The organism is Mycobacterium sp. 1164966.3, from assembly GCF_001665395.1.
Taxonomy (GTDB): domain Bacteria; phylum Actinomycetota; class Actinomycetes; order Mycobacteriales; family Mycobacteriaceae; genus Mycobacterium.
In genome coordinates, this window is the sequence record NZ_LZSG01000064.1 from 1 (window position 1) to 24,712 (window position 24,712).

Consider the following 24,712-nt stretch of genomic DNA (forward strand, 5'->3'; position numbering starts at 1 on the left):
CCCGGACTCGACTGCAAGGAGACCCGCCATGGCCAAGCTCAGATTCGGATATTTCATCGCGCCCTTTCACCGGGCCGGCACCAACCCGACGCTCGCCTTGCAGCGCGACCTGGAGTTCATCGAGCACATCGACGCGCTGGGCTTCGACGAAGTCTGGCTGGGCGAACACCACTCCGCCGGCAGCGAAATCATCAGCTCACCGGAGATCTTCATCGCCGCGGCCGCGGAGCGCGCCAAGCGCATTCGCTTTGGCACCGGGGTCATTTCGCTGGCGTATCACAACCCGCTCTGGGTAGCAGACCGGTTGATGCTGCTGGACCACCTCACCCATGGCCGCGTGATCGGCGGGATGGGACCGGGTTCGCTGCCCACCGATTCCGCGATGATCGGGTTGAATCCGACCGACACCCGTGAGCTCCTCGAAACCAACCTCGACATCGTCGTGCGGCTGCTGGCGGGGGAGACCGTCAGCGCCAAGACGGCGACCCATCAACTGTTCGACGCCCAGTTGCAGCTGGCGCCGTATTCCGACGGCGGCATTCCGCTGGCGGTGGCCGCGGTCGCGTCGCCGACGGGGGCACGGCTGGCCGGCAAGCATGGCATCGGCCTGCTCTCCATCGGCGCAACGCTCACGGTGGACGGTTTCAACGCACTCTCCTACCACTGGGGCATCGTCGAAGAGCGTGCTGCGGCGTTCGGCACTCAGGTGGACCGCAAGAACTGGGCTCTGGTCGGACCGTTCCATATCGCCGAGACCGACGCGCAGGCACGCGAGGACGTGAAGTTCGGTATCGAGTCGTGGTTCAACTACTTCCAGAAAGTGGCCGCGTTCCCGCAGATGACCATGCCGGGGGAGCAGCTCGACGAGATGATCGACATCATCAACGACAACGGCGCGGGCGTCATCGGTACGCCGGAGCGGGCGCGCGAGCAGGTGCAGCGGCTCTGGGACAAGTCCGGCGGGTTCGGTTGCATGTTGCAGATGGGCCACGAGTGGGCCAATCCGGCCGCGACCAAACGGTCCGCGCAGCTGTTCGCCGCCGAAGTGATCCCGCACTTCCAGGGGCAGGCGCAACCGACCCTGGATGCCGCCGCGCGTGCAGGTCAGGTGCGAGAAGGGCTCGCCCAGTCGCAATTACAGGCCGTCGAGCACATGGCCAAGAAGTATCAGGACGAGGTCGATTCGAAATAGCGCACCGAGTCGCCAAATCTGGCGCAGTGCCGGCCTCACTTGCCGAGCGTGGCTGATATGGACGAAAAACGATCAGAAAGCGTGCACAGCCCACACGTTCGACGCGCCGATAGTGGCGTCGTGGACAGCCAAAACCCTTACGCCGCAAGGCTGAAACACTACTGACCCGACTCGCGCTCGGCAGCCTTCACCAGCCGACCCGCGAAGTACCGAACCGCGCCGCCCATCGCGGCCCGCACCAGCGGACCCGTCCCGCGAACCTTTTCGACAAACGAACCGGTCCAACGGATGTCCGTGCCTCCGGCCGCATTCGGTGTGAAGACCACCTCAGCCAGGTAGTCCTCGACCGGTGCGGTTCCCACCAGTTTGTAGACATGACGGCGGTCCTGTTCGTACTCGACCGTTTCCTCCGCGACGAAAACGGGCCACGCGCCTACCTTGCGAATGGCACCGACGCCGCCCGGCACCGGATCACCCTGGCGCGCCCAACTCGAGGTAAGGACGATCGGCTTGGCCCACTTCGACCAGTTTCCACCGTCGACCTCGAGCCGGAACAACGTCGCCGCTGGGGCGCTGCTGGTCTTGTTGACCTCGAACGTGTATTTCCGACCCGGCATGCGCTCACTCCCTGGTAGACATACTGAAAGACCCGACTGACCCTACCTGCGCCTCGTCGTCTTGAAGCCTCCAGGTGGCCACGCGAAATCAGCCGCATAGCCATCGCGCCACGCGCATACTCAGCCTGTGAGTCACGCTGACACCGTTACAGTTCCGCGGGCACCCACCAAAGCCGACGTCGCCGCGGCCCTGCGACTCATGGAGCCGCTGCGAAAGGTGATCAAGCCCAAGGTCTACGGCATCGAAAACGTGCCCAAGAAGAGGGCGTTGCTGGTCGGCAACCACAACACCCTCGGCATGGTGGACGCGCCGTTGCTGGCCGCCGAGCTGTGGGAGCGCGGCAGAATCGTGCGCTCCCTCGGCGATCATGCCCACTTCAAGATTCCGGGATGGCGCGACGCGCTGACCCGGATGGGCGTGGTCGAGGGCACCCGAGAGATCACGTCGGAATTGATGCGACGCGGCGAACTCGTCATGGTGTTTCCCGGTGGCGGCCGAGAGGTCATGAAACGCAGAAACGAGCGGTACAAGCTGGTCTGGAAGAACCGACTGGGCTTCGCGCGCTTGGCTATTCAGCACGGCTATCCGATTGTGCCGTTCGCCTCGGTGGGAGCCGAACACGGCATCGACATCCTGCTCGACCGCGATTCCCGTCTGCTGGCGCCGGTGGGACTGCTCGCCGAGAAGCTGCTCGGCACGCCGGATGCCCCTCCGCTGGTCCGTGGTGTCGGCCTGACACCATTGCCGCGTCCGGAACGTCAGTACTACTGGTTCGGCGAGCCCATCGTCACCCAGCCGTTCCAGGGGCAAGAAGCCGACGATGCCGTGGCACGCAAGGTGCGCGAGCGCACTGCCGCCGCGGTCGAACAGGGCATCGAGTTGATGCTCGCCGAGCGCGACGCCGACCCCAATCGCTCCCTGGCGAGAAGGCTTCTGCGGTCGGAAGGTTGAGCATGGACACCGGCGGGCTGCACCTGGCGGTATGCCGGCGGTTCGGGTCCGCCGTCCAATCCGCCGACGGCAAATGGGATCGAAGCTCCCCGTGCGTGGGTTGGCGCGCCAGAGACGTGTTGGAACATGTCATCGGCTTTCACGATGTGCTGCTCTTGCGGCCGCTTGGCTTGAAACCGCCACGCCCGCAGACCAACCCGCAGCGGCGCTGGGATCTGACCTACGAGAGACTGCAGCAGGCGCTCGGCGATAGAAAAATCTTCGAGCGGGTGATCGAGGTGCCGGCGATCGGGAACCATCCGGCCGCGCACGTGGATGCCGGCAAGCTGGTCCCGCGCCTGACGCAGGACGTCCTGGTGCATACCTGGGACCTGGCACGGGCCGTCGGAGCTGACGATTCGCTGGATCTCGAGTGGTGCCAGGCATTCTTGGCGCAACTGCCGGCTGATCCGCACGCCTTAAGCGCCTCTGGGATGTTCGCGGCCCCGTTTGCCGTCGCTGCGGACGCCGACAGTCAGTCGAAGTTGCTGGCCCGTCTGGGCCGGGACCCGGCATGGCGGCCCGATTGAAACCCGCATCGTCATTTCGCATGCACCCGGGCTCTCCGGACGGAATCATTCACCTATGGCGAAGCCATCCGTCCTCACCGATGACAATGGCCTACCTTCCGGAGTGGAAGGCGCCTGCGATTCGCGTTTCGGGACAGCCATCAAGGCGTTCTCGGCGTTGTTCCCTGCACGCAAGTTCGGCGGGGGAGCACTGGCTGTCTACATCGACGGCGTACCGGTCGTCGACGTCTGGACGGGGTTTGCCGATCGAAAGGGCGAGGTGCCATGGACAGCGGACACCGGCGCCATGGTGTTCTCCGCGACGAAGGGACTGTCCGCAACGGTCATTCACCGGCTGGTCGACCGCGGGCTACTGTCTTACGACGCGCCCGTCGCCGACTACTGGCCGGAGTTCGGCGCTAACGGCAAATCCGAGATCACGGTCAGCGATGTGCTACGGCACCGATCCGGGCTGGCGCACCTCAAAGGTGTCGGCAAAGACGAGATACTCGATCACCTCGCGATGGAAGCGCGGCTGGCCGAGGCGCCACTGGACTCCCTGCACGGAAAGCTGGCCTATCACGCGATCACCTACGGGTGGCTACTGTCCGGGCTGGCCCGCGCGGTAACCGGCAAGGGCATGCGTGAGCTGTTCCGCGAAGAACTCGCCCAACCCCTCGACACCGACGGCCTGCACCTCGGCCGTCCGCCGGCCGGCGCGCCGACCACCGCGGCCCAGACACTGTTGCCGCAGGCCAATTTCCCCACACCGGTGCTCGACTTTGTCGCGCCGAAAGTCGCGAATCTGTCGTTCTCTGGCGTGCTTGGCTCGATCTATTTCCCCGGAATCCTGTCCATGCTGCAGGGCGAGATGCCGTTTCTCGACGGCGAGATCCCCGCGGTCAACGGCGTCGTTACCGCGCGTGCCCTGGCCAAGGTGTACGGCGCCATCGCGAACCGCGGTGAAATTGGCGGATCACGGCTGCTGTCGGCAGAGTTGGTGGAAGGGCTGAAGGCAAAGCCCGACCTGACGCCGGACCTCAACCTCGGCATCCCGTTCACCTACCACCACGGTTACCAATCTTCGCCGATCCCAGGGCTGTTGCCCGGCTACGGACACATCGGGCTAGGCGGAACAGTCGGGTGGGCCGACCCCGACACGGGCAGCTCGCTGGCCTACGTGCACAACCGGCTGCTGACACTGATGTTGTTCGACGTGGGGTCGTTCGCAGGATTGGCCCCGCTGCTGAGCAGTGCTATCGGGTCCGCGCGAAAAGACGGTCCACTCGAGGTGCCGCAACTTGGTGCGCCCTGCCACCAAACCGATCAGGAAGGTGCGGCCTCCGGAAGCGTCTCGTGACGTCCTGAAAAATGCTGCAGCACAGAGCGATACAGCCGTGATGCCCATTAAACAGATACATAGATAAGCCACACGAGAGCGGCCGCCAACAGGAGTAAGCCGGCCAGGATGACCGCACGGCTCAAGCCCGACTGGCGATGAAACCAGTCGCGCAGTTGCGTGAAGCGCCAGTCCGTCCACGCAAAAGCGCGTGCGGCCCAGGCGGCCTCCACCGCGAGCAGCCGAAAGGCGACCAGCAATGCTGGAATCCCGACCTCGGGCAGCAGCACGATGAGCGGGACACACGCAACCAGCAGCACGGCACCCAGGACGGCAAGGGTAGCGCGGACCGGCATCGGCCTGGCCCGCCAGCGCTCACGGTAGGCGAACACCCGGGCGAGCGCGGCGTCGCGGCCTGTCGTCGCAGTGTTGACGTCGCGTGAGTCCACGGATGCTCCTGCTGAAAGCTGTCGAGGCAAGTACGGCACGGACTTTAGCCGACCACCCGTGCATAGACTTCGGGTATGGATTTCGGTTCCCAGCAGGACTCCTCGGCTCCAAAAGGCCTGCTAGAGATCGATGATTGCCTGGACGCCGACGGAAACATCGCGTTGCCGCCGGGCACCACGCTGATCTCTCTCATCGAACGCAACGTCGCCAATATCGGCGACATGGTGGCTTATCGCTACCTTGACTACGCCCGGTCAGAGGGTCAGCCGCGGGAGGTCACCTGGTCCGAATTCGATGTTCGGTTACGAGCCATCAGTGCGCGAGTGCAACAGTTCGCCGGCCCCGGTGACCGGGTGGCCGTCCTCGCGCCGCAGAGCATCGACTGGGTAGCCGGTTTTTATGCGGCGATCAAGGCGGGCAGCATAGCGGTGCCGCTCTTCGCCCCCGAACTGCCGGGCCATGCGGAACGCCTGGATATTGCGCTACACGATTCCCAGCCCACAGTGGTGCTCACCACGACCGCCGGGAAAGAAGCGATCGAGAGTTTTCTGGCCGGCCGCCCGCAGCTGCGCCAGCCGCAAGTGATCGTCATCGACGAGATACCCGACTCGGCGAGCGAGCAGTTCAGCCCGGTCGAGCTGGATTTGGACGCGGTTTCCTACCTGCAGTACACCTCTGGCGCCACCCGGCCGCCGGTCGGCGTCGAGATCACCCACCGCGCGGTCCAAACAAATCTGGTGCAGATGATCCTGTCGATCGACTTGCTGAACCGAAATACCCACGGAGTCAGCTGGTTACCGCTCTACCACGACATGGGCTTGTCCATGATCGGGTTTCCGACGGTATACGGCGGACACACCACCCTGATGTCGCCAACCGCGTTCGTACGCCGGCCACAGCGCTGGATTCAGGCGCTCTCCGCCGGATCTCGTACCGGACGCGTGGTCACCGCCGCCCCCAACTTCGCATACGAATGGACCGCGCAACGCGGACTGCCCGCGCCCGATGAGGACATCGACCTGAGCAACGTCGTGCTGATCATCGGCTCCGAACCGGTGAGCATTGATGCGGTGACGACGTTCAACAAAGCGTTCGGCCCGTACGGATTACCGCGCACGGCGTTCAAGCCCTCCTACGGCATCGCCGAGGCGACGCTGATGATCGCAACCATTGGCCACACCGCGGAGACGAAGGTGATCTACCTCGAGCGCGAGCAACTCGGCGCCGGCCGGGCCGTACCCGTGGCAGCCGATGCGCCCAACGCCGTCGCGCAAGTGTCCTGCGGTCAGGTTGCCCGCAGCCTGTGGGGCGTGATCGTCAACCCTGACACCGGAACCGAATTGCCCGACGGTGAGATCGGCGAAGTTTGGTTGCACGGCGACAACGTCGGCCGGGGTTATTGGCGGCGTCCCGAAGACACCCGGCTGGCCTTCGGCGCCAAGCTGCAATCACGGCTCGCCGAAGACAGCCACGCCGATGGCACACCAATCGACGGAAACTGGCTGCGCACTGGCGATTTGGGCGTCTACCTCGATGGCGAGTTATACGTCACAGGCCGTATCGCGGACCTGGTTACCATCGACGGCGGCAACCACTATCCGCAGGACATCGAAGCCACTACCAGCGAGGCGTCGCCCCTGGTACGACGGGGATATGTGACCGCGTTCGCCTCGCCAGCTGATGCCGGCGAGCAGCTGGTGATCGTCGCCGAACGTGCGCCCGGCACCAGTCGCGCCGACCCGCAGCCCGCGATCGAGGCGATCCGAACGGCGGTGTCGAATCGCCACGGGCTCTCCGTCGCGGACGTCGTCTTCCTGCCCGCCGGCGCCATCCCACGCACTACGAGCGGAAAGCTCGCCCGCCGGGCCTGCCGCGAGCAATATCTCAGCGGCGAATTGGGTGCGCATTAACGTCTGCGGCCCATCGGCCACTCCGCCGCCATTGGCCGGCCGCGTGACCTTTGACCAACGCTGGAACGACCTGACCTTCCTGCATTGGCCGGCGCGCCCGGAGAGCGTCGCCGACATGTACCCGCCAGGCACCCGGCCCGATGTCTATGCCGACGGCAGAACCTACGTCGGGCTGATCCCTTTCGTCCTGACGAGCACCAAACTCGGTGCCACACTTCCACTTCCGTACTTCGGCGGCTTCGCCGAGACCAACATCCGCCTCTACTCCGTCGACGACGCCGGCCGCCACGGTGTGCTGTTCCGGTCGCTGGAGACGGCGCGGCTGGCGGTGGTACCCGTCACGCGGATCGGCCTCGGCATCCCCTACACCTGGGCGAAGATGCGAGTGACGCGGACGCCAGGCCAGGTCAGCTATCACAGCGTGCGGCGCTGGCCTCGGCGCGGGCTGCGCAGTCACGTGACGGTCGCCATCGGCGATGTGGTCGAGCCGACGCCGCTCGAGGTCTGGCTGACCGCCCGCTGGGGTGCGCACACCAGCAAGGCCGGCCGCACGTGGTGGGTGCCGAATGAGCATGCGCCATGGTCGTTTCGGGCGGCCGAGATCATCGAACTGCACGATGAGTTGCTGAGCGCGAGCGGAGTCCAGCCCGCCGGCGAGCCGTTGCGCCCGCTGTTCTCACCCGGTGTGCGATCGCGATTCGGCCGCCGCTGCCTCGTTCAGTGACGTGGCCGTTTCTCAGGGGCAGGTGTATCCGCCGTCGATCACGATGTCCGATCCGGTCATGTAGCTCGACGCCGCGCTGGCCAGGTAGACGTACAGTCCGGTCAGTTCCTCCGGTCGGCCGATGCGGCCGAGCGGGATTTTCGGCTCCCACAGTGGGTGATATTCCACCAGGGGCTGCACGAGTTCGGTGAGGATGTAGCCCGGACTGACACTGTTCACCCGGATGTTGTAAGGCGCGAACTCCACCGCCATGGCTTTGGTCAGGTGGGCGACCGCCGCCTTGGAGGCGCAGTAGTGGCCGGTCTCCTGAGGGACATTGATGATGCGACCGGACATCGATGCGGTGTTGATGATGACCCCACCGGATCCCTGCCGGACCATTGCCCGCGCCGCCGCCTGCGCGGTGAGGAAAACACCGGCCACGTTGGTGTCCTGGATGCGTTGGAACTCTTCGAGCGACATCTCCAGCATCGGGACGACGCTCACGATGCCGGCATTACAGACCGCGATGTCGATTCCGCCCAACTCTGCGGTCACCTGGTCGAGCATGCTCGTCACCTGCTCTTCTTGAGTCACGTCACAGCAGATGGGCACGACCCTGCCGCCGGCTGCCACTAGCTCACCGGCCACCCGCTCCAAATCGACAACATCGGAATGCAGTGCGGCAATAGCTACTTCAGCTCCGGCTTCGACGTACGCCTGCGCCACTCGCTTGCCAATGCCGCTGGAACCACCTGTTACCAGCGCCCTCTTGCCGTGCAGGTCAAACAGGTCCAACACGCTCATGGGTTATCGATGCCTATCCTCAACCCTTGATAGACCCGGTTCGCTCGCTGGAAAACGTTGCGATGCAAACCATGTCGCGATCGCCCTGTTTCCAGGAATCCTCGGACGGAGGCATGACGGCCAAGTCGACACTGGAATCGTCCATGGCAGTGGACGAATAGGATGCCAAGGCGTCGCGGCACTTCTGCTTGTAGCTCTGGAATACCGACTGAGCCGGATAGGAGCCGTCGGGCATCGTCAATACGCCGACCACCTCGCCGCGATGTGGATGGTCGCAACCGGTGGTGTTCACCCGCGAGACGCGGTTCCCGGTGGGTAGGTCGGCCCAGCAGTCACCGACTTTCGCGCTTCGCGCACTGGTGCTATGGGTGGGCGACAGAGCGCCGGCAACAATGGCCACGACCACAACCACCGCCCATAGGGCAGACAAAACCAGCCCGGCGATGGCCATCCCTCGGCCTTTTTGGCCGCCGGGTTTGGTTCTGCCCAGCGCAACGATTCCGAACGGAATGCTCAGCAATATTGCGCCGATGATGCCGAAAACCAGTGCGGCGACGGCAAACCCACTCGTGGTCTGGACTTGGGGGGCCCCTTGCTGGTAATAGCCAGGAGCCGGCGGCGGATACGGCGGCGGCGGCTGGCCCGCGGGCGTCTGGAACGGCGGTGGCGGCGGCGCTGTGGGCGGCTCGTAAGGGTATGGCGGGCCAGCGGGTGGTTGCGTCATTGCGTAAGGGTAGAGCTGCGACCGGGCGGCGATCAGCAAAATTGCCGGACTTGTGAGTCGGCGTCTTAGGGTGTCCGTGTGGGCAAGTTCACCAGAGCCGAAATCGAGCAAGCCGTCCGGAACTACTCCACTGTGGCCGAAGGGTGCTCCGCTTCCGGCGACTGGCGGCCCTTCGCGGATCTGTTCACCGAGGACGTCGTCTACACCGAGCATCACTACGGCGTCTTTCACGGTCGTGAAGCGGTGCGGGAGTGGATCGTCGGCGTCATGGCGCCTTTTCCGCACATGCGCTTCCCCAGCGACTGGATCGCATTCGACGAAGACAATGACGCAGTCGTCATGATGATCAGGAATCTGCTCGACCACCCGACGGACCCGAACGGCGAACCGTTTTGGTTCCCGAACTGGACGCGGCTGGTCTACGCCGGTGACGGCCTGTTTTCCAGCGAAGAAGACATCTACAACCCGAACCGCGATGCGCCCCGAGTGGTCAGCGCCTGGCTGCAGGCCGGTGGCAAGCTGGCCACGGACGAGATCCCGCAGCCAAAGGGCTAGCTCGCGACCTCGCGAAGGTACTCCGGTGTGGCGTCCCGGATGTAGTCGGCGATCTGGCGCAACGATCGGTCGGCTTCCGGGACCAGCCCGGCGGCAATCTGGAAGCCGTGCAGCTGACCAGGCCAGATCCGCACTTCCACCGGCACTCCGGCGTCGGCCAGCCGGCGCGCTCCCAAACGCGCATCGTGGAGCATGACCTCCGAGCCCGACACGTGGATAAGCGTCTTCGGCAGTCCTCGTTGCACTCGGTCCAGCGGCTCAATCACGTCTTCGGGCGCACCATCGACGACGCGGCGAGCAGCGGCCTTTTCGATGAGGTCGTTGAGGAAGTCGAAAACACCGGCCCCGAACAGCGCATCCGAGTGGATGTTGGGGTGCGCTTGCTTCGCATCGGCGCGCAATTGCAGCAGCGGCGACATCGCGACCAGAGCCGCCAGGTGCTCGCCATCGGCCAGCAGCCGCTCGGCCAGTGCCAGCGAGAGGTAGCCGCCAGCCGAATCGCCCGCGACGACGATCTGATCTGCCTCATAACCCATCTCGCGCAGCCAGTAGTAGCCGTCCTCGCAATCATCGAGCGCCTGACCGATCGAGTGCTTGGGCAATAAGCGGTAGTCCACCAAGAGCACCGGCGCATCGATGTCGCGCGAGAGTATGGAGGCCATCCGTGCGTGCGTGTGATTTCCGCCGGCCAAGAACGCGCCGCCGTGCAGGAAAAGGAGGACGCGCCCGGTGCCGTCGACGGGGCGCACACCCTTGGCTCGAATGACCTGGGCGGTGCAATTCGCCAACTCCACCGTGGAGAGCTCGGTGCCGGCGATGGGCGGTAACGCACGAGCGACGAAGTCCAACGCACCATAGGGCCACGGAATCGGTAGCTGGCTCCCGATTGACAGCGCCGGCCGCAGGGCGAGCCGCGCGCCGAGTGAGAGGAGCCGACCGGCCACGCTCGGGGCACCTTCGACGATCTCAACGGGCGCGCCGCCGTCGTCGCGAAAGCGACGGCGTCGGCGCGAGCGAACGTCGCTGTGGTGGGGATGGACCCGACTCGCTAGCGTGGTCATCGCGCTTCCTTCGATTTGTTCCGCGACATCGGTGGCGGAAGGTCTCTGAATGTTGAGCACGATGCTTTATGAGCGGTCTAGACGAGTTCTAAAAGGGATCTAAAAGGATCCTTGGAGGGCAGCAGCGGAAGTGCGCCGAACAGACGCAAAATCACCCGATTTCGTACGAAAACGGGTGATTTTGCGTCTGCTCGCCCTCAGGCCGACGAGCCCACGGGCAGCCGCTTGCGCCGCCGCGACCGGACTGCGGCCAGCGCTTGGTCCCAGGCCAGCAATGTGGTGGCCTTCAGGTTGGCCGGCTTGGCACTGTCCTTGGAGAGCAGCGCCGTGGCCGCGGCCTTCGTGGTCGCCGATGCCTTCGACATGTGACCGGAATCGAACGGCGGGTGCGGATCGTATTCGATCGCGAGCTGGATCGCCTTCGCGCGGCCTTCACCGCCCAGCTGTCCGGCCAGCCACAGCGCCAGGTCTAGTCCCGCGGAGACACCCGCACTCGTAATGACATTGTCCTGGTGCACAATTCGCTCATCGCCTACGGGAATGACGCCGAATGCCTTCAGCGCCGGGAGCGCGATCCAATGCGAGGTGGCCCGCTTGTCTTTGAGCAGACCGGCGGCTGCCAGAATCACCGAGCCCGAGCACACCGACGTCGTCCAACTGGCGGTCTGGTGGGCCTGGCGCAACCAATCGAGCAGCTTCTCGTCGCGCGCGTGCACCGGAGTCGACGGGCCACCGGGTACCAGAATCACGTCGGGCGAAGGTGTTTCGGCCAGCGAATGCGTCGCGCCGAGCACCAGAACGCCGGAGTCAGCAGTGATCGGTCCGGCTTCATGCCAGACGAAACGCACCTCGGCGTGCGGCAACTGGCGCAACACCTCGTAGGGGCCGATCATGTCCAGCGCGGTGAATCCCGGGTATGCGACGAAGGCGATCTGGGTCATCGTCATTCCTTTCTGGTTGGGGCTCTGCAGGTTTCAGGCAAAGGCTTTTCGGTACTGGTCCGGCGAGACGCCGATGCGCCGAATAAAGTTGCGCCGCATGGTTTCTGCGGTGCCAAAGCCACAGCGGGCGGCGATCGCCACGACGGTGTCGTCGGACTCTTCCAACTGCCGGCGAGCGGCATCGGTGCGGATGCGTTCCACGTACTGGCCGGGCGCCTCGCCGACTTCGTCGGTGAACACCCGGGTGAAATGACGTGGGCTCATCGCCGCACGGCGCGCCAGGTCGTCGATGTTGTGCGAGCCACCCGGTTCGGCCTCGATGGACTCCTGCACCTCGCGGATGGGGGCCCGCTTGGCCCGCGGCATCCACACCGGCGCGGCGAACTGTGTCTGCCCGCCCGGGCGGCGCAGATACAGCACCAGCCAGCGGGCGACCGTTTGCGCCACCTCGGTGCCCTGGTCATTCTCGACCAGCGAGAGCGCGAGGTCGATACCCGAGGTGACGCCCGCGGCCGTCCACACCGTCTCGGAACTGCGGATGAAAATCGGGTCGGGATCGACGTTGACACGGGGAAAGTCACGGGCCAAGCGGCCGGCGAACGCCCAGTGGGTGGTCGCGCGGCAGCCGTCCAGCAACCCGGCCTCGGCCGCGAGGAACGCCCCCGTGCAGACGGTGACGAGTCGCCGGGCAGTGCGCGAGACCTCTTTGATCCAGTTCACGAACTCGGGGTCGGATCGTGCGGCATCGACGCCGGCGCCCCCGGGGAGCATGACGGTATCGACCGGGTCGCCCGGGTCCGGTAGCGCTTCTGCCATGAAGGCCAGCCCGGTGACGGTGGTGACCGGTTGCCCGCCGGGCGACACGATAGCGACCTCATATCCACCGCCGGTGAGCATCGATGCCCCGGTGAACACCTCATGCGGCCCTACCAAGTCGAGCGCCTGCACGCCGGGGAAGCCGACCATGAGCACTTTTCGAACCATGGACCTAGTGTTGGCCAGCCACGGGCATGGCGTCTACGCCGTGCACCCCACCATTTAGGACATGCGCGCCGGCCGCGGATTGCCGGACCTGACCGTCGGCCGCCTGGCCGGCCTTGGCAGACTGTGCCCCATGGCACAGATAACCTTGCGCGGAAATGCGATCAATACCGTCGGCGAGCTGCCCGCGGTCGGATCACCGGCCCCCAGCTTCGGACTGACCGGAGGCGACCTGGGAACGGTCAGCAGCGATCAGTTCCGCGGTAAGTCCGTGTTGCTGAACATCTTTCCCTCGATCGACACCCCGGTGTGCGCGACCAGCGTGCGGACCTTCAACGAGCGTGCCGGAGCGACGGGTGCGACGGTCGTTTGTGTGTCCAAAGACCTGCCGTTCGCGCAGCAGCGATTCTGCGGCGCAGAAGGCGCCCAGAACGTCGTGACTGCGTCGGCCTTTCGCGACAGCTTCGGCGAGGACTACGGCGTCACCATCACCGACGGCCCGATGGCCGGCCTGCTCGCCCGTGCGGTCGTGGTGATCGACGCCGACGGCAACGTCGCCTACGCACAACTGGTCCCAGAAATCGCCCAAGAGCCCGACTACGACGCAGCACTCGCCGCACTTTCCTAGGCCGAGCCGGCTAACCGAGGCGTCCCGCGGTGGCGGCCAGTACCTCGCGGCAGCCGGACCACATCTGCTTGATGATCTCGGCGGCCGGCAAGATCTCGTCGATGCGGCCGGCCACCTGACCGGTATTGGCGACGCTGGCATCCAGGTCCCCGTCGAAGTAGAGCCGCTGGACCCGTTGTAACGCCGCACCGCCATCCTGGGCGGACATCGAGGCGTCGATCTTGTCGGCGGCCGGCGTGCGGATCACCCGCATCATCCGCTTGCCGTCAAGGGGCAGCAGCACCGTCGATGTTTCGTCGGCATGGACGACCGCTTGCTTGAGGTTGCCGTGCACCGGCGAATCCGCCGAGGCGAGCAACCGCGTACCCATCTGCACAGCTTCGGCCCCCAGCACGAATGCGGCCGCCATGGACCGGGCGTCGCAGATCCCGCCGGCCGCGACGATCGGTACGTTTACGTGGGCTGCCACCAACGGCAGCAGCACCATGGTCGACGCGCCGAATCGGTTCTTGAATCCGCCGCCCTCGACACCTTCGACGACCAGGCCGTCGACGCCCGCTTCCACCGCCTTCCTCGCCGCGGCCAGCGTGCCCACCACATGGAACACGGTGATGCCCGCGTCGTGTAGCCGGTCGATCAGCAGCGCGGGGTCGCCTGCCGAGGTGGTGACGAAGCGAATACCGTTGTCCGCCAACAGATCCACTACGGCAGGGTCGCGGTTGAACAGCAGCGCTATGTTCGCTCCGACCGAGCCGTCGGTGAGGTCGCGCACCCGCCGCAGGTCGGCCCGGCCCTGCTCCGAGGTCGTTTCGATAATGCCCAGGGCGCCGGCATTGGAGACCGCCGCGGCCAGTTGGGCGCCGGCGATGTAGGTCATCGGGGCCTGAATGATCGGAATGTCGATGCGCGCGAGGTCGCAGACCCGGTTGGGGGTGGGGGCCGAACGGTCAATCGGCATGATGCTCCCAAGGTTTCGCGCCGCCAGGACGCGGGTCGATCATGTCACGAAAGGTTTCCGCCGGGCAGACCGATGCGCCCATGGCCCGGACGCGATTGACGAGCAGCCGGTCTGACGTCACGACGCGAATTTCAGCCGGTCGCGCGTCGGCAGCTACCAACCGGACGATCTCGTCGTCCGCCGAGTTGGCGCCCGCCCTGGGTGCATGCGTCACCTCGATCGACGACGCGGGGATGGAGCTAGACGGTGGCCGTTCGAACACGACCGTCACATCGTCGCCTGCCGCTGACGCCCACTTGTCGAGCCGCTCCACCAGCGCGACCATCGCGCCGTGACGATCCCTCCACCAACCGTCCGGACGAGTCCCGATCACGTTCATGCCGTCGACGATCCACCGCATACGCGACCCGTTAGCAGCCGCGCCGAGTCACAGATGCGGCAGCAGTCGCTCGGCGAACGCGTCGGGGTGCTCGCGGTGCATGAAGTGACCGCCGGGAACCTCCTCGACGATGTACCCGTTCTCGAACATCCGGGCAGCGCCGCGATAGTCCGCCGGTGTGACTATCGGATCATCGAGGCCCGCGAATACCACCGTGGGCACCGCGATTCGCGCCTTCAGCGATGCGCTCGGGATAGGGGAGAGCTTGCGGTAGTAACCGAATGCCGCGTTCAGGCTGGCCGGGTTCGCGAAGCTCGCGCGTACGGCGTCGAACTCCGAAGGATCGGGATTCCAGGTCGGGGACCAGCGCCGGTAGATGGCGGGGAGAGCGGCAAAGTCGTTGCGCGCAAATCTATTTGGTGCCCCCGGTAGCTTGTAGGCGACGAAGTGGCGGGCCCCCCACAGCTTCTTGGGCGACGGCTTGAGCGCTGCCGGATGCGGAATGCCAACCACGAAGAGCTTTTTCACGCGGTCCGGACCTAGAGCAGCGGCACCATATGCCGCCGAGGCACCCCAGTCGTGCCCAATCACCACGGCGTCAGGAGCACCGAGCGCGTCGATCAGCGCGAGTGGATCGCGCGCCAGGGTCTCTTGATCGGGGTCTCGATCCGGGATCGCGGTGGGGTGGTATCCGCGCATGAATGGACTGACGGCGCGGTACCCTTTGGCGGCGATCCGCGGGCGAAGATCGTCCCACGAATGCGCGGTGTCCGGGAAACCGTGCAGCATGAGCACGAGCGGGCCGGAGCCCTCCTCCAAATACGCGAATTTCAGTCCGTTGGCATCGACGAATTGGATCGCGTCGCTCATGACTTGGGAACACTACGCCGGTCTCGCGAGCAGACGCAAAAGCCCGCATTTCCTACCGAAATCGGGTGCTTTTGCGTCTGCTCGGCGACCCTAGGGGTCGTCTGCGACTAGACCCTTAATCTGTTGGTAGTAAACGATTTTGCCCGCCCCGGCCCAATTGCCCTCCGGTATCTCGTGTATCAGCGTCCACACGTGATACGCCCGCGGGCCCGCGGCATCGATGTCGGCGGCCGCGCAAACAGCCGCGTGTACGTCGGCGGCGAGTTGTTCCTTGCGGTCTTTAGACAGTGCTCCTATGAATACCGTCAGGTCGACCCGGAAGCGGGGCTGGCCGGCGTCACGGCCCCCCACCAATTGCGCTCCGGACTCCAACGCATGCAGATACACCACCGTGTTTTCGCGCATGAATGCGGTGTCGGGGGCGCGCTCGGCGCGCAGCAGCACGGTGACCAACTCGTCGGCCAGGCTGCGCAAGGCATCGTCGTCCAGCGAACCACGCACGAAAGTGAAATCGATCATCGGCATTGTGGCTCCCAGTTTCACGCGTATCACTCGTGTGGACGACGAGATTGACGCCAGCGCGGGGAAAGTGCGAGTTGACTTCGCGTTAACGTCGATCTCGGCGACGATCGTCGACGACCGGGTCGTTATATCAGATAGCTCAACCGAATGGAGGTGCTCACCTGCCTCGGTTGTTCGTCGACGCCGCAGCGCCCCCTGCTGCCTGCCGGCTGTGGGTTTGTGTCACGCCTGCGGTGGACAAACGTGCACGACTCTACATTCGCCCAGGCGGCGGGTGCTATAACGCAACGTATGTCCGATACCGAGCCGCTCATCACGCACGTTTCTGACACCGCACGCTGGACGGCGCTGCATCGGGCGACCGAATCGGCACGACGCGACGCATTGTTCGACGACCCGTTCGCCGAACGTCTAGCCGGTGAGCACGGCCGCGCCATCGTCGCCGGATCGCCGCGCACGACGCGCAACGGATGGTGGCTGGTGGCACGTACCAAGATCATCGACGACACGATCCTCGAAGCGATCGCCGACGGCTGCGACCGCGTCCTCAACTTGGCCGCGGGACTGGACACCCGACCGTATCGGCTGGACCTGCCGGCGGATTTCGACTGGGTGGAGGCCGACCTACCTGGATTGCTCACCGAGAAGGCGCGGCTGCTTTCCGAGGACAGTCCGCGATGCCGATTGACCCGGACCGCCGTCGACCTGGCCGACCCGCGCGCCCGGGAAGCCTTCTTCGACGAGGCGCTGGACGGCGCCGGCAAGGCGCTGGTGCTCACTGAGGGCCTGCTGTACTACCTCGACAATCACGATGTCGACGCACTGTCACAGGCGATCAAGCGACCCGAGGTCGCTTGGTGGATGCTGGATTTCGGCGGTCCCGGTCTGAAGAAGCTGATGAATAAGAAGATGGCAGGCATATCGGAGAGGGCGCCGTTCAAATTCGCACCGGAAAACGGCCTGGCCTACTTCGAAGAGCTGGGCTGGCGCACGGTCGAGGTGGAATCGTCACTGATGGCGGCTCGACGATTCCGCCGCTTACCGTTGTCGATGCGCCTTGTTGCCCGGCTGCCCCAAGCAGATCCGCGCAGGCCTGGGGCACACCAGCCCTACACCGCCGTCGCGCGGTTGACTCACTGAGGAGAAGGATTACCAAACGCGGACATAGTCGACCAACATCTGCGCGGGATAGCTGCCCGGCCCGGGGTCACCGCCGCCCGAACCGGCAACCGCAAGATTCAGCACCGGAAATGCGGTGTAGCCCGGGTCGTTGAACGGCCAATCCGGCAGCGCACTTGCCGGCACGTCGAAGTAGGGCGCCGCGCCGTCGGAGTAGTCCTTCCAAAAGCGGATACCTGCCTGGTCCCACTGGCAGCGCCAGGTGTGCCAAGCACTGTCCAGCGCGACGTTGTGGGTCTTCCATTCGCCACCGTTGGATTTCGCATGGACCGTGGTTGCCGAGGGCCAGCTGCCGTTGCCGTACCACTCGATGATGTCGATTTCGCCGCGGTCATCGTTGCCCAACCACCAGGCCGGCCAGCAACCGGCGGTCAGGCAGTCGAATTTGATGCGGGCTTCCCAGGTGTGGCCGACGCCGCCCCGCCACGGGCTTTGAATCTTGCCGCCGTAGTAGGTGGGGCCATCTTTCGCCGCACGCAGGACCAGGTTGGACTTGCCGTCGAGGAAGACGTTCTGGCGATCGTCGCGGTACTGCCCGACGTGCTCGGGGAGCTCCCAGTACGTCGGATCCTTCATCGTCTCGCGGGCTCGGGCCACGATCCACTTCGACGAATCAGGAGCCGAGCCGGCCGGCCCGTCGAACTCGTCCTGGAAGATGTAGGGCCCCGATTGCCCGCTGGGTGGCGCGGCGGGTGCCGGCGGCTGGCGCCCCCGGTCAGCAGCTGCCTGGGGGAGCGGGATCGCGGCCGTCAGCGCCGCGAAGCCCGTCATCAACATCATGTTGCGACGATCCATCTCAGGCATAAGCAAAGCACCATAGCAGCCGGGACCGTACGGCGTGAAAACGCGAACTCAGAGCTGGGCCCACACCGACTTGGTTTTCAGGTAGGCGTCCACGCCCTCCCAGCCGAACTCATGACCCCAGCCGGACTGTTTGTAGCCCCCGAAAGGCACCGCGTGGTCGAACACCAACTGACAGTTCAGCGTGACGGTTCCGGCGTCCAGCCGCTTCGCCAGCCGGTGCGCGCGGCTCAGGTTGTTCGTCCAGGCGGTGGCGGCCAGCCCGTAGGTGGTGTCGTTGGCCATGGCCACGGCTTCGTCGTCGTCGTCGAACGGCAATACGGTGACGACGGGCCCGAAGATCTCCTGCTGATATAGCCGCATGCCGCGGTCGACATTGGTGAGCACCGTCGGGTGTACGAAGTAGCCCTTGCGGTCGAGCCGGTGTCCGCCGGTGACCACCTCGGCGCCTTCGTTCTTGCCTTCGTCGATGAAACCCATGACTCGGGTGAGCTGCTTGGCGCTGATCAGCGGGCCGCTGACGCAGCCCTCTTCCTGCGGACCACCCAGCTTGATCGAATTGGCCATCAGCGCAATGCCTTCCACCACCTGGTCGTACACACCGCGCTGCACGAAGACACGCGAACCACACACGCAGCCCTGACCGGAGTGGACAAAGATACCCATCGCGGCCATGGGTATGGCCTTGCGCAGATCGGCGTCGTCGTAGATCAGCACCGGCGATTTGCCGCCGAGTTCGAGCATGACCTTCTTCAGGTTGCCCGCCGACGCCCGCACGATTTCCTTGCCTACGTCGGTCGACCCGGTGAAGGCGACCTTCTCGACGCCGGGATGGGCGGTGATCGCCGCACCGGCGGTGTGGCCGTAACCGGTCAGGAGGTTGACGACGCCTTCCGGGACGCCGGCTTCGGCGATGATCTTTTCCAGCAGCACAGCCGAAAGCGGCGTTTCCTCGGCGGGTTTGACGACGCTACTGCACCCCGCCGCGAGCGCCGGCGCGAGCTTTGCGCTCGCGTTGAAGATCGGACCGTTCCACGGGAAGATCAGCCCCACCACACCGTACGGTTCCTTCAAGGTGTAGGCGTGCATGTCCACATACGTGTCCGACGCGATGCCGCTGGTCTTGACGTCGTATGCGTCGCCGCGGATCTTGCTGCACCAGCCGGCGTAGTAACGGAAGAACTCCGAGCAGGTGGGCACGTTGAGTTGCGCCTGCATCAACGGCATGCCGGTGTTGAGTGAATCAAGCTGAGCGAGCTCGTCGGCGTGCTGATCGATCAGGTCCGCGATGCGCCACATGACCTTGGCCCGCTCGCGTCCCGGCAGCCCGGCCCACACGCCCGACTCGAACGAGGCCCTGGCCCGCGCGACCGCGTCGTCGACGGCTTCGGCGCCACAGTCGGTGAATTCGGTGATCGGCTCTTCCGTGGCGGGATCGATGACCGGGATGACGTCTCCGGCGCCTGGGCGCTTGCGAATCTCGTCCAAAACCGTCTGCAACGTCACCGTCGATCCCTTCCTGACTGCTCTATTGGGAATGCTGAGCACTTGCTTAGCATTGTGCGGGTCGCGCGGTCAAGGCTCGTCTGCAGCCGGTTTTTGGTGCGGTATCCACCCGACGGGCCGACCTATGCTGAAGACCTGACGACTGAATGGACCGAGCCATGTCTGCGCCACCAGCCACCACCCGCACGCTGTTCCCGGGGATCAGTTCACGCGCGTGGGAACATCCCGCCGACCGGACCGCGCTGTCCGCGCTGCGCCGGCTCAAAGGCTTCGACCAGATACTCAAGCTGATGTCCGGGATGATGCGGGAACGCCAGCATCGGCTGCTGTACCTGGCCAGTGCGGCACGCGTCGGGCCGCGCCAGTTCGCCGACGTCGACGCGCTGCTCGACGAGTGCGTAGACGTGCTGGACGCGCCGGCCAAGCCCGAGCTCTACGTCATCCAGTCACCGGACGCCAACGCCTACACCCTCGGCATGGACAAACCGTTCATCGTGATCACCTCGGGGCTGTACGACCTGATGACCCACGACGAGATGCGGTTTGTGGTCGGCCACGAGCTCGGACATGCGCTGTCCGGTCATGCCGTGTACCGCACGATGATGATGCATCTGATGCGGCTGGCGCGGTCGTTCGGCTTCATGCCCATCGGCGGCTGGGCCCTCCGCGCGATCGTCGCCGCTCTGCTGGAGTGGCAACGAAAATCCGAGCTGTCAGGAGACCGCGCCGGCCTGCTGTGTGGCCAGGATCTGGACACCGCGATCCGGGTGGAGATGAAGCTGGCCGGCGGAAGCCGGCTGGACAAGCTCGACTCGGAGGCATTCTTGGCCCAGGCCGCCGAATACGACCGGGCCGGCGACATGCGCGACGGGGTGCTCAAGCTACTCAACCTGGAGTTGCAGTCTCACCCATTTTCGGTGCTGCGGGCCGCCGCCTTGACCAAGTGGGTGGACACCGGCGGCTACGGAAAGGTGATGTCGGGCGACTACCCGCGTCGTGAAGACGACGACAAAGCTAAATTCTCCGACGACCTCGGCGAGGCCGCCCGCCACTACAAGGATGGCTTCGACCAGTCCGAGGATCCGCTGATCAAAGGCATCCGCGACGGCCTCGGCGGCTTCGTCGACGGCGTGGGACGGGCCGCAACGCACGCCGCAGATTCGTTGGGCCGCAAGATCACCGAGTGGCGTAACACGTAGGCGCGAGCAGACGCAAAAACGCCTCAAAACGGGGGGTTTTGGGCGATTTTGCGTCTGCTCGACACCAGTTAAGTTCCCCGGTTGTACCGGGTCAGGAAGCCGACGGCCGAGACCACCGCGGCGGCACCGATGACGCTCCACAGTGCGAACTGGAAAACCAGTGCTCCGAAGAACGTGCCGAAGGTCATCGCTATGTAGACCAGCCAGAGCAGCCGGAAGATGCTCCATGCCGCGAGGACGGCGGAACTGATTCCGATGTACAGGCTGCGCTGGCGGTCGACGCGGTTGATCTGGTCTTCGATGCTGGCGGGCAATATTTTCATGTTGGCTTTCTCCCTTTGGTTGGCGTCGCCTCGTTGGCGTCGTCGTTGTTGCCAGTACAGAGCCCGCTGTCAGCTACCGATCCCAAAAAGCGGAGTAGATCGAGTAGCGCTACGCAGCTGAACAGGTAGAACTACGCAGGCTTTGGTGCCGTCCGAGCGGTGATGCTGTCCGGGTGACCACACAACAGACACCTCACACGGGCTTTCCCAGCCCCGCCGACCTGAACGCCCGCACCCCGGCCGACCGCGACCGAGCCATCGACGTCATCCGCATCACCGGCCTGCTCGGTGTGGTGTTCGGCCACACTGTGATGGCGATCAGCATCATCCGCAACGACGTGTTCATCTGGGACAACCTGCTCACCACGTCGACCCTGTTTCAGGCGCTGACTTGGGTTTTCCAGATCATGCCGCTGTTCTTCTTCGCCGGCGCTGCCGTCTGTGTGTCGTCCTGGCGACCCGGCACCAACTGGGGCGGTTGGTTGATTAAGCGCTGCACCAGGCTCTTTCGCCCGGCGTTCTACTATTTGGGGTTTTGGGCGATCGCCCTGACCTTGCTGTATCCCGTTCTGCCCCAACATGTTTACGAGCCCATCGCCGGCATCAGCATTCAGCTGCTGTGGTTTCTCGGCGCCTATGTGCTGGTGCTGGCCGCGATGCCGGTGATGTGGCGAATCAGCACCGCCACGCGCTTCGCGGTGGGGGTAGCGGCGGTTTACGGGGGCATCGCAGTCATCGATGCCGTGCGGTTGCACTGGGCCGCGGCGGCACCGCTGGGTTATCTCAACCTCGCGGTTTGGCTGATCCCCGCCATGTTCGGTGTCGCCTACCGGCGCCGGTTACTCACCGGGCGCGCCGCGCTCGGCACGGCTGCGGCACTGTTCGCTGTCAACGTCGCGCTGCTGCATTGGGGCCCTTACGAACTGAGTTTGGTGGGCATCGAGGGCCAACGTCTTCCCAACATGAGCCCACCGTCGCTGCTGCTGGCCGGGCACGCGGTCATCTCGAGCGCGCTGGCCATCGCGGCGGCCCCGGCGATCGGCCGATGGGCGCAGCGTCCGCGCGTGTGGTGGTGGACCGCGATCGGCAACTCCGGCGCGATGACGCTGTACCTCTGGCATATGCCGGCACTGCTGGGCGTACACCTGCTTTTCGACGGCTTCGGACGTCCCCGCTATCCCGGCCGGCAGGACTTCGTGGGTATCAGCATCGAGCAGCTTTTCATCATGGCCGGCATCGTGGCGTTGCTGTTCGCGGCGCTGCGGCCCCTGGAAAACAACCCGCTGCCGGGATGGGACGGCGTTGGCACCGTCACCTCGGCTTGGCGGGGCGCCGCGGTCGGCGCGCTGCTGTGCATAGCCGGGGCGGCGACGCTGGCGGCGGTGAAGTGGGGCCTCAAGGACGACGGACTCGTCTGCGTCGCCGTGATGACGACCGCGCTGGTGACCGCGCGGGCACTGGCCGCGAGAGAGCGCTCTCAGCGGCCGGTGCGCGGTGAACTTGGCGGGGCCTGTTCGACAACGACGCTTTGACCCGTTCCGAGCGACTGCAGTGCGGCATGCACCACCGCATTGTTGGCGTACCCGTCGTAGGCCGAGGGTCCGGTGAACGTGTTACGCGCCAAGGACGCCGCCCAGTCGACGTCTTGAGCACGATAGGCGGCACCGAAGCGGGCGATCCAGTCGTCTGGGAGGAAGGTGGCTGCGCCGGCTCCTTCGACGGCCCGGGTAAGTTGGGTCGGCACCCCCAAACTGATCGACCCGGCGCTCGCGACGACGTCGCAGCCGATCTCGTACCGCAACCCGGGACCGCGTCCTATCTCGGAGAGCCCCAAAATGCCGGAGACCGAACGCAGGTTCAGCAGGATGGTGACGGCCGCACCGTCAGGGCTGTGCTTGACGGCACAGGATGCCTCGGCAACTTCTTCTTCGGAGAGCCAGCGAAAGACATCGATGTCATGGGACGCCGAGCTGGCGATCAGCTGTGTGACGTCGAAATCAATTGCGCCCGAAGGGTTGTGATTCCGATGCTGCACCAGCATGGGCGTGCCGGCCTGACCGGTCGCCAGAGTGCGCTTCAGCTGCCGATAGCCCGCGTCACACCGTCGCATGAAACCGACCTGGACCAGCCTGCTGCCATACTCCTGCTCGGCGCGCACGAGGTCCAGCGAGTGTTCCGGCGAAGTGGTCAAAGGCTTTTCGCACAGCACCGGGATTCTGCGGTCGATGCAGGCGCGGACGATGTCATGGTGCGTCGCATCCGCCGTCGCCACCAGGGCGGCGTCGACGCCACCGGAGTCCAGGCATTTGATCGGGTCGTCGAACGTCGCCGCGCCGGGCGCCACGGCCCGGCATTGGTCGACGAACGGACGGTATGGGTCGGCGATCGCACACACCTGCACCCACGGTGCCAAGGTCAGAAACGTATCGAGGTGGAATCGCCCCATACCGCCGAGCCCGATCACAGCCAGGCGAATCGCGGGGTAGGTGGTCATCGCGCCGCCTTGGAACTGCCTGCCGGCGTCATCTCCGGCACCTGTACCCAATCGCCACTGGCTATCGACGCCGACACCGCCGCGTCGATCTGCGCCGCGCGCAGCCCGTCAACGAAAGTAGGTAATCCATCGGGCACTTGTCCGGTGCGGACCGCTTGATAGACGTCCGCCATGAACAGGTTGAAACAGTCCTGATACCCCTGGGGGTGCCCGCCCGGCAGTACGGAGTAGCGCGCGGCAGCAGGCGAGAGCGCGCCAGCGTCCCGAATGACGACAGTGTTCGCGCGCAGCCCACCAATCACCAGCTCGTCGGGATGCTCCTGGTCGAACATCACCGAGTTCGCCCTGCCGTCAAATGAGAAGTACAGCTTGTTCTTACGGCCCGGCGAGGACTGGCTGACGATGAGACTGCCTACAGCGTTGTGATCGGTGTGGAACAAGACGATCACGCCGTCCTGCCGGTTCTCCGGACCGGTCGAGGCTTGCGCCGCATTCACAGATGTGATGCGTTGTCCGGTAACGAATTCCATCAAGTCGCACCAGTGCGAGCCGATGTCACCGAACGTCAGCGATACCCCCGCTCGGGCAGGGTCGGAACGCCATCCGCCGGCCTGGGCCAGCGCCTTGAAATCCTGCAGATAGCCGCCGTGCATCAGCCACGGAGATATCTGGCCGATCCGCTCCCGCGCCTCACGCACGGATGCATACGAGCGATACACGAACGGCACCGCGGTGACCCGAGCGGTTCGAGCGGCCGCCTCGGCGAGCTCCCGAGTATCGGCAAGACTTGTGGTCAAAGGCTTTTCGCAAACCACATGCTTCCCCGCTGCCAATGCCGCCAGCACCACGTCACGGTGTAGATGGTTGGGTGTGCACACGTGTACGACGTCGATGTCGTCGGCGTGGACGATCTCTTCGGCAGTCGCGGCCCGTCCCGCGTTGAGCCGTTCGCAGGCATCTCGGCTGCGTTCCGGATTGCTTGCGGCGACGGCGGCCAGTTCGTCGCCGGCCCAGTGCACCGCGGGCGTGGACCGAGCCGACCATGCCCACGCCGATGACGCCGCTTCGTGGTC

Annotated in this window: 27 protein-coding genes; 11 read left to right on the forward strand and 16 right to left on the reverse strand. The window is 65.2% G+C overall.

What is annotated here, in order from left to right; genetic code table 11:
• The first annotated feature begins 28 nt into the window (after nucleotides 1-28).
• Nucleotides 29-1,192 carry an LLM class flavin-dependent oxidoreductase gene (locus A9W99_RS22960; RefSeq protein ID WP_067383799.1) on the forward strand — a complete coding sequence of 388 codons (1,164 nt, stop codon included), beginning with the start codon at nucleotides 29-31 and terminating at the stop codon, nucleotides 1,190-1,192.
• Between the two features lie 158 nt (nucleotides 1,193-1,350).
• Here the strand turns inward: A9W99_RS22960 and A9W99_RS22965 are convergent, their stop codons facing one another.
• Nucleotides 1,351-1,809 (reverse strand): SRPBCC family protein, encoded by a 459-nt coding sequence (locus tag A9W99_RS22965; protein WP_067383803.1) that lies wholly within the window; start codon nucleotides 1,807-1,809, stop codon nucleotides 1,351-1,353.
• 199 nt (nucleotides 1,810-2,008) lie between these two features.
• On the opposite strand from A9W99_RS22965, the gene A9W99_RS22970 reads away from it, so the two are divergent.
• Genes A9W99_RS22970 through A9W99_RS22980 form a run of 3 tightly spaced genes read left to right on the forward strand, consistent with a single transcriptional unit; the run spans nucleotide 2,009 to nucleotide 4,669 of the window.
• Complete coding sequence (locus A9W99_RS22970; protein WP_371514983.1) at nucleotides 2,009-2,761, forward strand: lysophospholipid acyltransferase family protein; 753 nt, start codon at nucleotides 2,009-2,011, stop codon at nucleotides 2,759-2,761.
• A 2-nt stretch (nucleotides 2,762-2,763) separates the two neighbouring features.
• Nucleotides 2,764-3,330: a maleylpyruvate isomerase family mycothiol-dependent enzyme gene (locus tag A9W99_RS22975; RefSeq protein ID WP_067383808.1), complete on the forward strand. Its 567-nt coding sequence runs from the start codon at nucleotides 2,764-2,766 to the stop codon at nucleotides 3,328-3,330.
• 55 nt (nucleotides 3,331-3,385) lie between these two features.
• Complete coding sequence (locus A9W99_RS22980; RefSeq protein ID WP_067383810.1) at nucleotides 3,386-4,669, forward strand: serine hydrolase domain-containing protein; 1,284 nt, start codon at nucleotides 3,386-3,388, stop codon at nucleotides 4,667-4,669.
• A 47-nt stretch (nucleotides 4,670-4,716) separates the two neighbouring features.
• Here A9W99_RS22980 and A9W99_RS22985 read toward each other — a convergent pair whose 3' ends face one another.
• Complete coding sequence (locus A9W99_RS22985; protein ID WP_067383812.1) at nucleotides 4,717-5,097, reverse strand: hypothetical protein; 381 nt, start codon at nucleotides 5,095-5,097, stop codon at nucleotides 4,717-4,719.
• Between the two features lie 75 nt (nucleotides 5,098-5,172).
• On the opposite strand from A9W99_RS22985, the gene A9W99_RS22990 reads away from it, so the two are divergent.
• Both A9W99_RS22990 and A9W99_RS22995 read left to right on the forward strand, forming a co-directional pair.
• A complete protein-coding gene (locus A9W99_RS22990; RefSeq protein ID WP_067383815.1) occupies nucleotides 5,173-7,008 on the forward strand; it encodes a fatty acyl-AMP ligase in 1,836 nt (611 codons plus the stop codon).
• A complete protein-coding gene (locus tag A9W99_RS22995; protein ID WP_082930175.1) occupies nucleotides 6,980-7,732 on the forward strand; it encodes a YqjF family protein in 753 nt (250 codons plus the stop codon). The genes A9W99_RS22990 and A9W99_RS22995 overlap by 29 nt, the downstream gene beginning before the upstream one ends.
• A gap of 12 nt (nucleotides 7,733-7,744) precedes the next feature.
• Here A9W99_RS22995 and A9W99_RS23000 read toward each other — a convergent pair whose 3' ends face one another.
• Both A9W99_RS23000 and A9W99_RS23005 read right to left on the reverse strand, forming a co-directional pair.
• Complete coding sequence (locus A9W99_RS23000) at nucleotides 7,745-8,518, reverse strand: SDR family oxidoreductase (protein ID WP_067383818.1); 774 nt, start codon at nucleotides 8,516-8,518, stop codon at nucleotides 7,745-7,747.
• A 19-nt stretch (nucleotides 8,519-8,537) separates the two neighbouring features.
• Nucleotides 8,538-9,242 (reverse strand): DUF4190 domain-containing protein, encoded by a 705-nt coding sequence (locus tag A9W99_RS23005; protein WP_067383821.1) that lies wholly within the window; start codon nucleotides 9,240-9,242, stop codon nucleotides 8,538-8,540.
• Nucleotides 9,243-9,320: 78 nt separating this feature from the next.
• Between A9W99_RS23005 and A9W99_RS23010 the strand changes: the two genes are divergently transcribed.
• On the forward strand, nucleotides 9,321-9,797 hold the full coding sequence (locus A9W99_RS23010; protein ID WP_067383823.1) for a nuclear transport factor 2 family protein: 477 nt from the start codon (nucleotides 9,321-9,323) through the stop codon (nucleotides 9,795-9,797).
• Here the strand turns inward: A9W99_RS23010 and A9W99_RS23015 are convergent.
• From A9W99_RS23015 to A9W99_RS23025, 3 genes are all read right to left on the reverse strand, one after another.
• Complete coding sequence (locus A9W99_RS23015) at nucleotides 9,794-10,858, reverse strand: alpha/beta hydrolase (RefSeq protein WP_067384229.1); 1,065 nt, start codon at nucleotides 10,856-10,858, stop codon at nucleotides 9,794-9,796. The two genes, A9W99_RS23010 and A9W99_RS23015, sit on opposite strands and share 4 nt — an antisense overlap.
• Nucleotides 10,859-11,055: 197 nt before the next feature.
• Nucleotides 11,056-11,799 (reverse strand): DJ-1/PfpI family protein, encoded by a 744-nt coding sequence (locus tag A9W99_RS23020; protein WP_067384232.1) that lies wholly within the window; start codon nucleotides 11,797-11,799, stop codon nucleotides 11,056-11,058.
• Between the two features lie 33 nt (nucleotides 11,800-11,832).
• The gene (locus A9W99_RS23025; RefSeq protein ID WP_067383826.1) at nucleotides 11,833-12,783 is read right to left on the reverse strand and encodes a GlxA family transcriptional regulator; all 951 of its coding nucleotides are present in this window, start codon (nucleotides 12,781-12,783) and stop codon (nucleotides 11,833-11,835) included.
• A 130-nt stretch (nucleotides 12,784-12,913) separates the two neighbouring features.
• Between A9W99_RS23025 and tpx the strand changes: the two genes are divergently transcribed.
• Nucleotides 12,914-13,408 (forward strand): thiol peroxidase, encoded by a 495-nt coding sequence (gene tpx, locus A9W99_RS23030; RefSeq protein ID WP_067384235.1) that lies wholly within the window; start codon nucleotides 12,914-12,916, stop codon nucleotides 13,406-13,408.
• Nucleotides 13,409-13,418: 10 nt separating this feature from the next.
• Here tpx and A9W99_RS23035 read toward each other — a convergent pair whose 3' ends face one another.
• From A9W99_RS23035 to A9W99_RS23050, 4 genes are all read right to left on the reverse strand, one after another.
• Entirely contained in the window at nucleotides 13,419-14,366 is a 948-nt protein-coding gene (locus A9W99_RS23035; RefSeq protein ID WP_067383828.1) for a nitronate monooxygenase family protein, read from the reverse strand.
• A complete protein-coding gene (locus A9W99_RS23040; RefSeq protein ID WP_067383830.1) occupies nucleotides 14,356-14,766 on the reverse strand; it encodes an NYN domain-containing protein in 411 nt (136 codons plus the stop codon). The genes A9W99_RS23035 and A9W99_RS23040 overlap by 11 nt, the downstream gene beginning before the upstream one ends.
• Before the next feature lie 27 nt (nucleotides 14,767-14,793).
• Nucleotides 14,794-15,615 (reverse strand): alpha/beta fold hydrolase, encoded by an 822-nt coding sequence (locus A9W99_RS23045; RefSeq protein ID WP_067383833.1) that lies wholly within the window; start codon nucleotides 15,613-15,615, stop codon nucleotides 14,794-14,796.
• A gap of 90 nt (nucleotides 15,616-15,705) precedes the next feature.
• Entirely contained in the window at nucleotides 15,706-16,140 is a 435-nt protein-coding gene (locus A9W99_RS23050; RefSeq protein WP_067383837.1) for a tautomerase family protein, read from the reverse strand.
• A gap of 288 nt (nucleotides 16,141-16,428) precedes the next feature.
• On the opposite strand from A9W99_RS23050, the gene A9W99_RS23055 reads away from it, so the two are divergent.
• A complete protein-coding gene (locus A9W99_RS23055) occupies nucleotides 16,429-17,277 on the forward strand; it encodes an SAM-dependent methyltransferase (protein WP_067383840.1) in 849 nt (282 codons plus the stop codon).
• Nucleotides 17,278-17,286: 9 nt separating this feature from the next.
• Here the strand turns inward: A9W99_RS23055 and A9W99_RS23060 are convergent, their stop codons facing one another.
• Nucleotides 17,287-18,120 carry a family 16 glycosylhydrolase gene (locus tag A9W99_RS23060; RefSeq protein ID WP_067383843.1) on the reverse strand — a complete coding sequence of 278 codons (834 nt, stop codon included), beginning with the start codon at nucleotides 18,118-18,120 and terminating at the stop codon, nucleotides 17,287-17,289.
• Nucleotides 18,121-18,168: 48 nt separating this feature from the next.
• Nucleotides 18,169-19,623, reverse strand: coding sequence for an aldehyde dehydrogenase (locus tag A9W99_RS23065; RefSeq protein WP_067383846.1), 1,455 nt, complete (start codon nucleotides 19,621-19,623; stop codon nucleotides 18,169-18,171).
• A 158-nt stretch (nucleotides 19,624-19,781) separates the two neighbouring features.
• Between A9W99_RS23065 and A9W99_RS23070 the strand changes: the two genes are divergently transcribed.
• Nucleotides 19,782-20,822: a M48 family metallopeptidase gene (locus A9W99_RS23070; RefSeq protein WP_067384238.1), complete on the forward strand. Its 1,041-nt coding sequence runs from the start codon at nucleotides 19,782-19,784 to the stop codon at nucleotides 20,820-20,822.
• A 68-nt stretch (nucleotides 20,823-20,890) separates the two neighbouring features.
• Here A9W99_RS23070 and A9W99_RS23075 read toward each other — a convergent pair whose 3' ends face one another.
• A complete protein-coding gene (locus A9W99_RS23075; RefSeq protein WP_067383849.1) occupies nucleotides 20,891-21,145 on the reverse strand; it encodes a hypothetical protein in 255 nt (84 codons plus the stop codon).
• Nucleotides 21,146-21,318: 173 nt separating this feature from the next.
• Here A9W99_RS23075 and A9W99_RS23080 point away from each other — a divergent pair, with 173 nt between their 5' ends.
• Nucleotides 21,319-22,677 carry an acyltransferase gene (locus A9W99_RS23080; protein WP_067383852.1) on the forward strand — a complete coding sequence of 453 codons (1,359 nt, stop codon included), beginning with the start codon at nucleotides 21,319-21,321 and terminating at the stop codon, nucleotides 22,675-22,677.
• Here the strand turns inward: A9W99_RS23080 and A9W99_RS23085 are convergent.
• Both A9W99_RS23085 and A9W99_RS23090 read right to left on the reverse strand, forming a co-directional pair.
• Nucleotides 22,623-23,639 carry a Gfo/Idh/MocA family protein gene (locus A9W99_RS23085; protein WP_067383854.1) on the reverse strand — a complete coding sequence of 339 codons (1,017 nt, stop codon included), beginning with the start codon at nucleotides 23,637-23,639 and terminating at the stop codon, nucleotides 22,623-22,625. The genes A9W99_RS23080 and A9W99_RS23085 overlap by 55 nt on opposite strands.
• Nucleotides 23,636-24,658: a Gfo/Idh/MocA family protein gene (locus tag A9W99_RS23090; RefSeq protein ID WP_216639750.1), complete on the reverse strand. Its 1,023-nt coding sequence runs from the start codon at nucleotides 24,656-24,658 to the stop codon at nucleotides 23,636-23,638. Before A9W99_RS23090 ends, A9W99_RS23085 begins: the two co-directional genes overlap by 4 nt.
• Between the last annotated feature and the right edge of the window lie 54 nt (nucleotides 24,659-24,712).

Bases quoted from the DNA above. Each gene is read 5' to 3' on its own strand.
- A9W99_RS23060 (WP_067383843.1), bottom strand. From the start codon at position 18,120: ATGCCTGAGATGGATCGTCGCAACATGATGTTGATGACGGGCTTCGCG.
- A9W99_RS22960 (WP_067383799.1), top strand. From the start codon at position 29: ATGGCCAAGCTCAGATTCGGATATTTCATCGCGCCCTTTCACCGGGCC.
- A9W99_RS23085 (WP_067383854.1), bottom strand. From the start codon at position 23,639: ATGACCACCTACCCCGCGATTCGCCTGGCTGTGATCGGGCTCGGCGGT.
- A9W99_RS23015 (WP_067384229.1), bottom strand. From the start codon at position 10,858: ATGACCACGCTAGCGAGTCGGGTCCATCCCCACCACAGCGACGTTCGC.
- A9W99_RS23040 (WP_067383830.1), bottom strand. From the start codon at position 14,766: ATGCGGTGGATCGTCGACGGCATGAACGTGATCGGGACTCGTCCGGAC.
- A9W99_RS22970 (WP_371514983.1), top strand. From the start codon at position 2,009: ATGGAGCCGCTGCGAAAGGTGATCAAGCCCAAGGTCTACGGCATCGAA.
- A9W99_RS22980 (WP_067383810.1), top strand. From the start codon at position 3,386: ATGGCGAAGCCATCCGTCCTCACCGATGACAATGGCCTACCTTCCGGA.
- A9W99_RS23045 (WP_067383833.1), bottom strand. From the start codon at position 15,615: ATGAGCGACGCGATCCAATTCGTCGATGCCAACGGACTGAAATTCGCG.
- A9W99_RS22975 (WP_067383808.1), top strand. From the start codon at position 2,764: ATGGACACCGGCGGGCTGCACCTGGCGGTATGCCGGCGGTTCGGGTCC.
- A9W99_RS22965 (WP_067383803.1), bottom strand. From the start codon at position 1,809: ATGCCGGGTCGGAAATACACGTTCGAGGTCAACAAGACCAGCAGCGCC.
- A9W99_RS23050 (WP_067383837.1), bottom strand. From the start codon at position 16,140: ATGCCGATGATCGATTTCACTTTCGTGCGTGGTTCGCTGGACGACGAT.
- A9W99_RS23020 (WP_067384232.1), bottom strand. From the start codon at position 11,799: ATGACCCAGATCGCCTTCGTCGCATACCCGGGATTCACCGCGCTGGAC.
- A9W99_RS23055 (WP_067383840.1), top strand. From the start codon at position 16,429: ATGTCCGATACCGAGCCGCTCATCACGCACGTTTCTGACACCGCACGC.
- A9W99_RS23005 (WP_067383821.1), bottom strand. From the start codon at position 9,242: ATGACGCAACCACCCGCTGGCCCGCCATACCCTTACGAGCCGCCCACA.
- A9W99_RS23035 (WP_067383828.1), bottom strand. From the start codon at position 14,366: ATGCCGATTGACCGTTCGGCCCCCACCCCCAACCGGGTCTGCGACCTC.
- A9W99_RS23000 (WP_067383818.1), bottom strand. From the start codon at position 8,518: ATGAGCGTGTTGGACCTGTTTGACCTGCACGGCAAGAGGGCGCTGGTA.
- A9W99_RS23025 (WP_067383826.1), bottom strand. From the start codon at position 12,783: ATGGTTCGAAAAGTGCTCATGGTCGGCTTCCCCGGCGTGCAGGCGCTC.
- A9W99_RS23070 (WP_067384238.1), top strand. From the start codon at position 19,782: ATGTCTGCGCCACCAGCCACCACCCGCACGCTGTTCCCGGGGATCAGT.
- tpx (WP_067384235.1), top strand. From the start codon at position 12,914: ATGGCACAGATAACCTTGCGCGGAAATGCGATCAATACCGTCGGCGAG.
- A9W99_RS22990 (WP_067383815.1), top strand. From the start codon at position 5,173: ATGGATTTCGGTTCCCAGCAGGACTCCTCGGCTCCAAAAGGCCTGCTA.
- A9W99_RS23075 (WP_067383849.1), bottom strand. From the start codon at position 21,145: ATGAAAATATTGCCCGCCAGCATCGAAGACCAGATCAACCGCGTCGAC.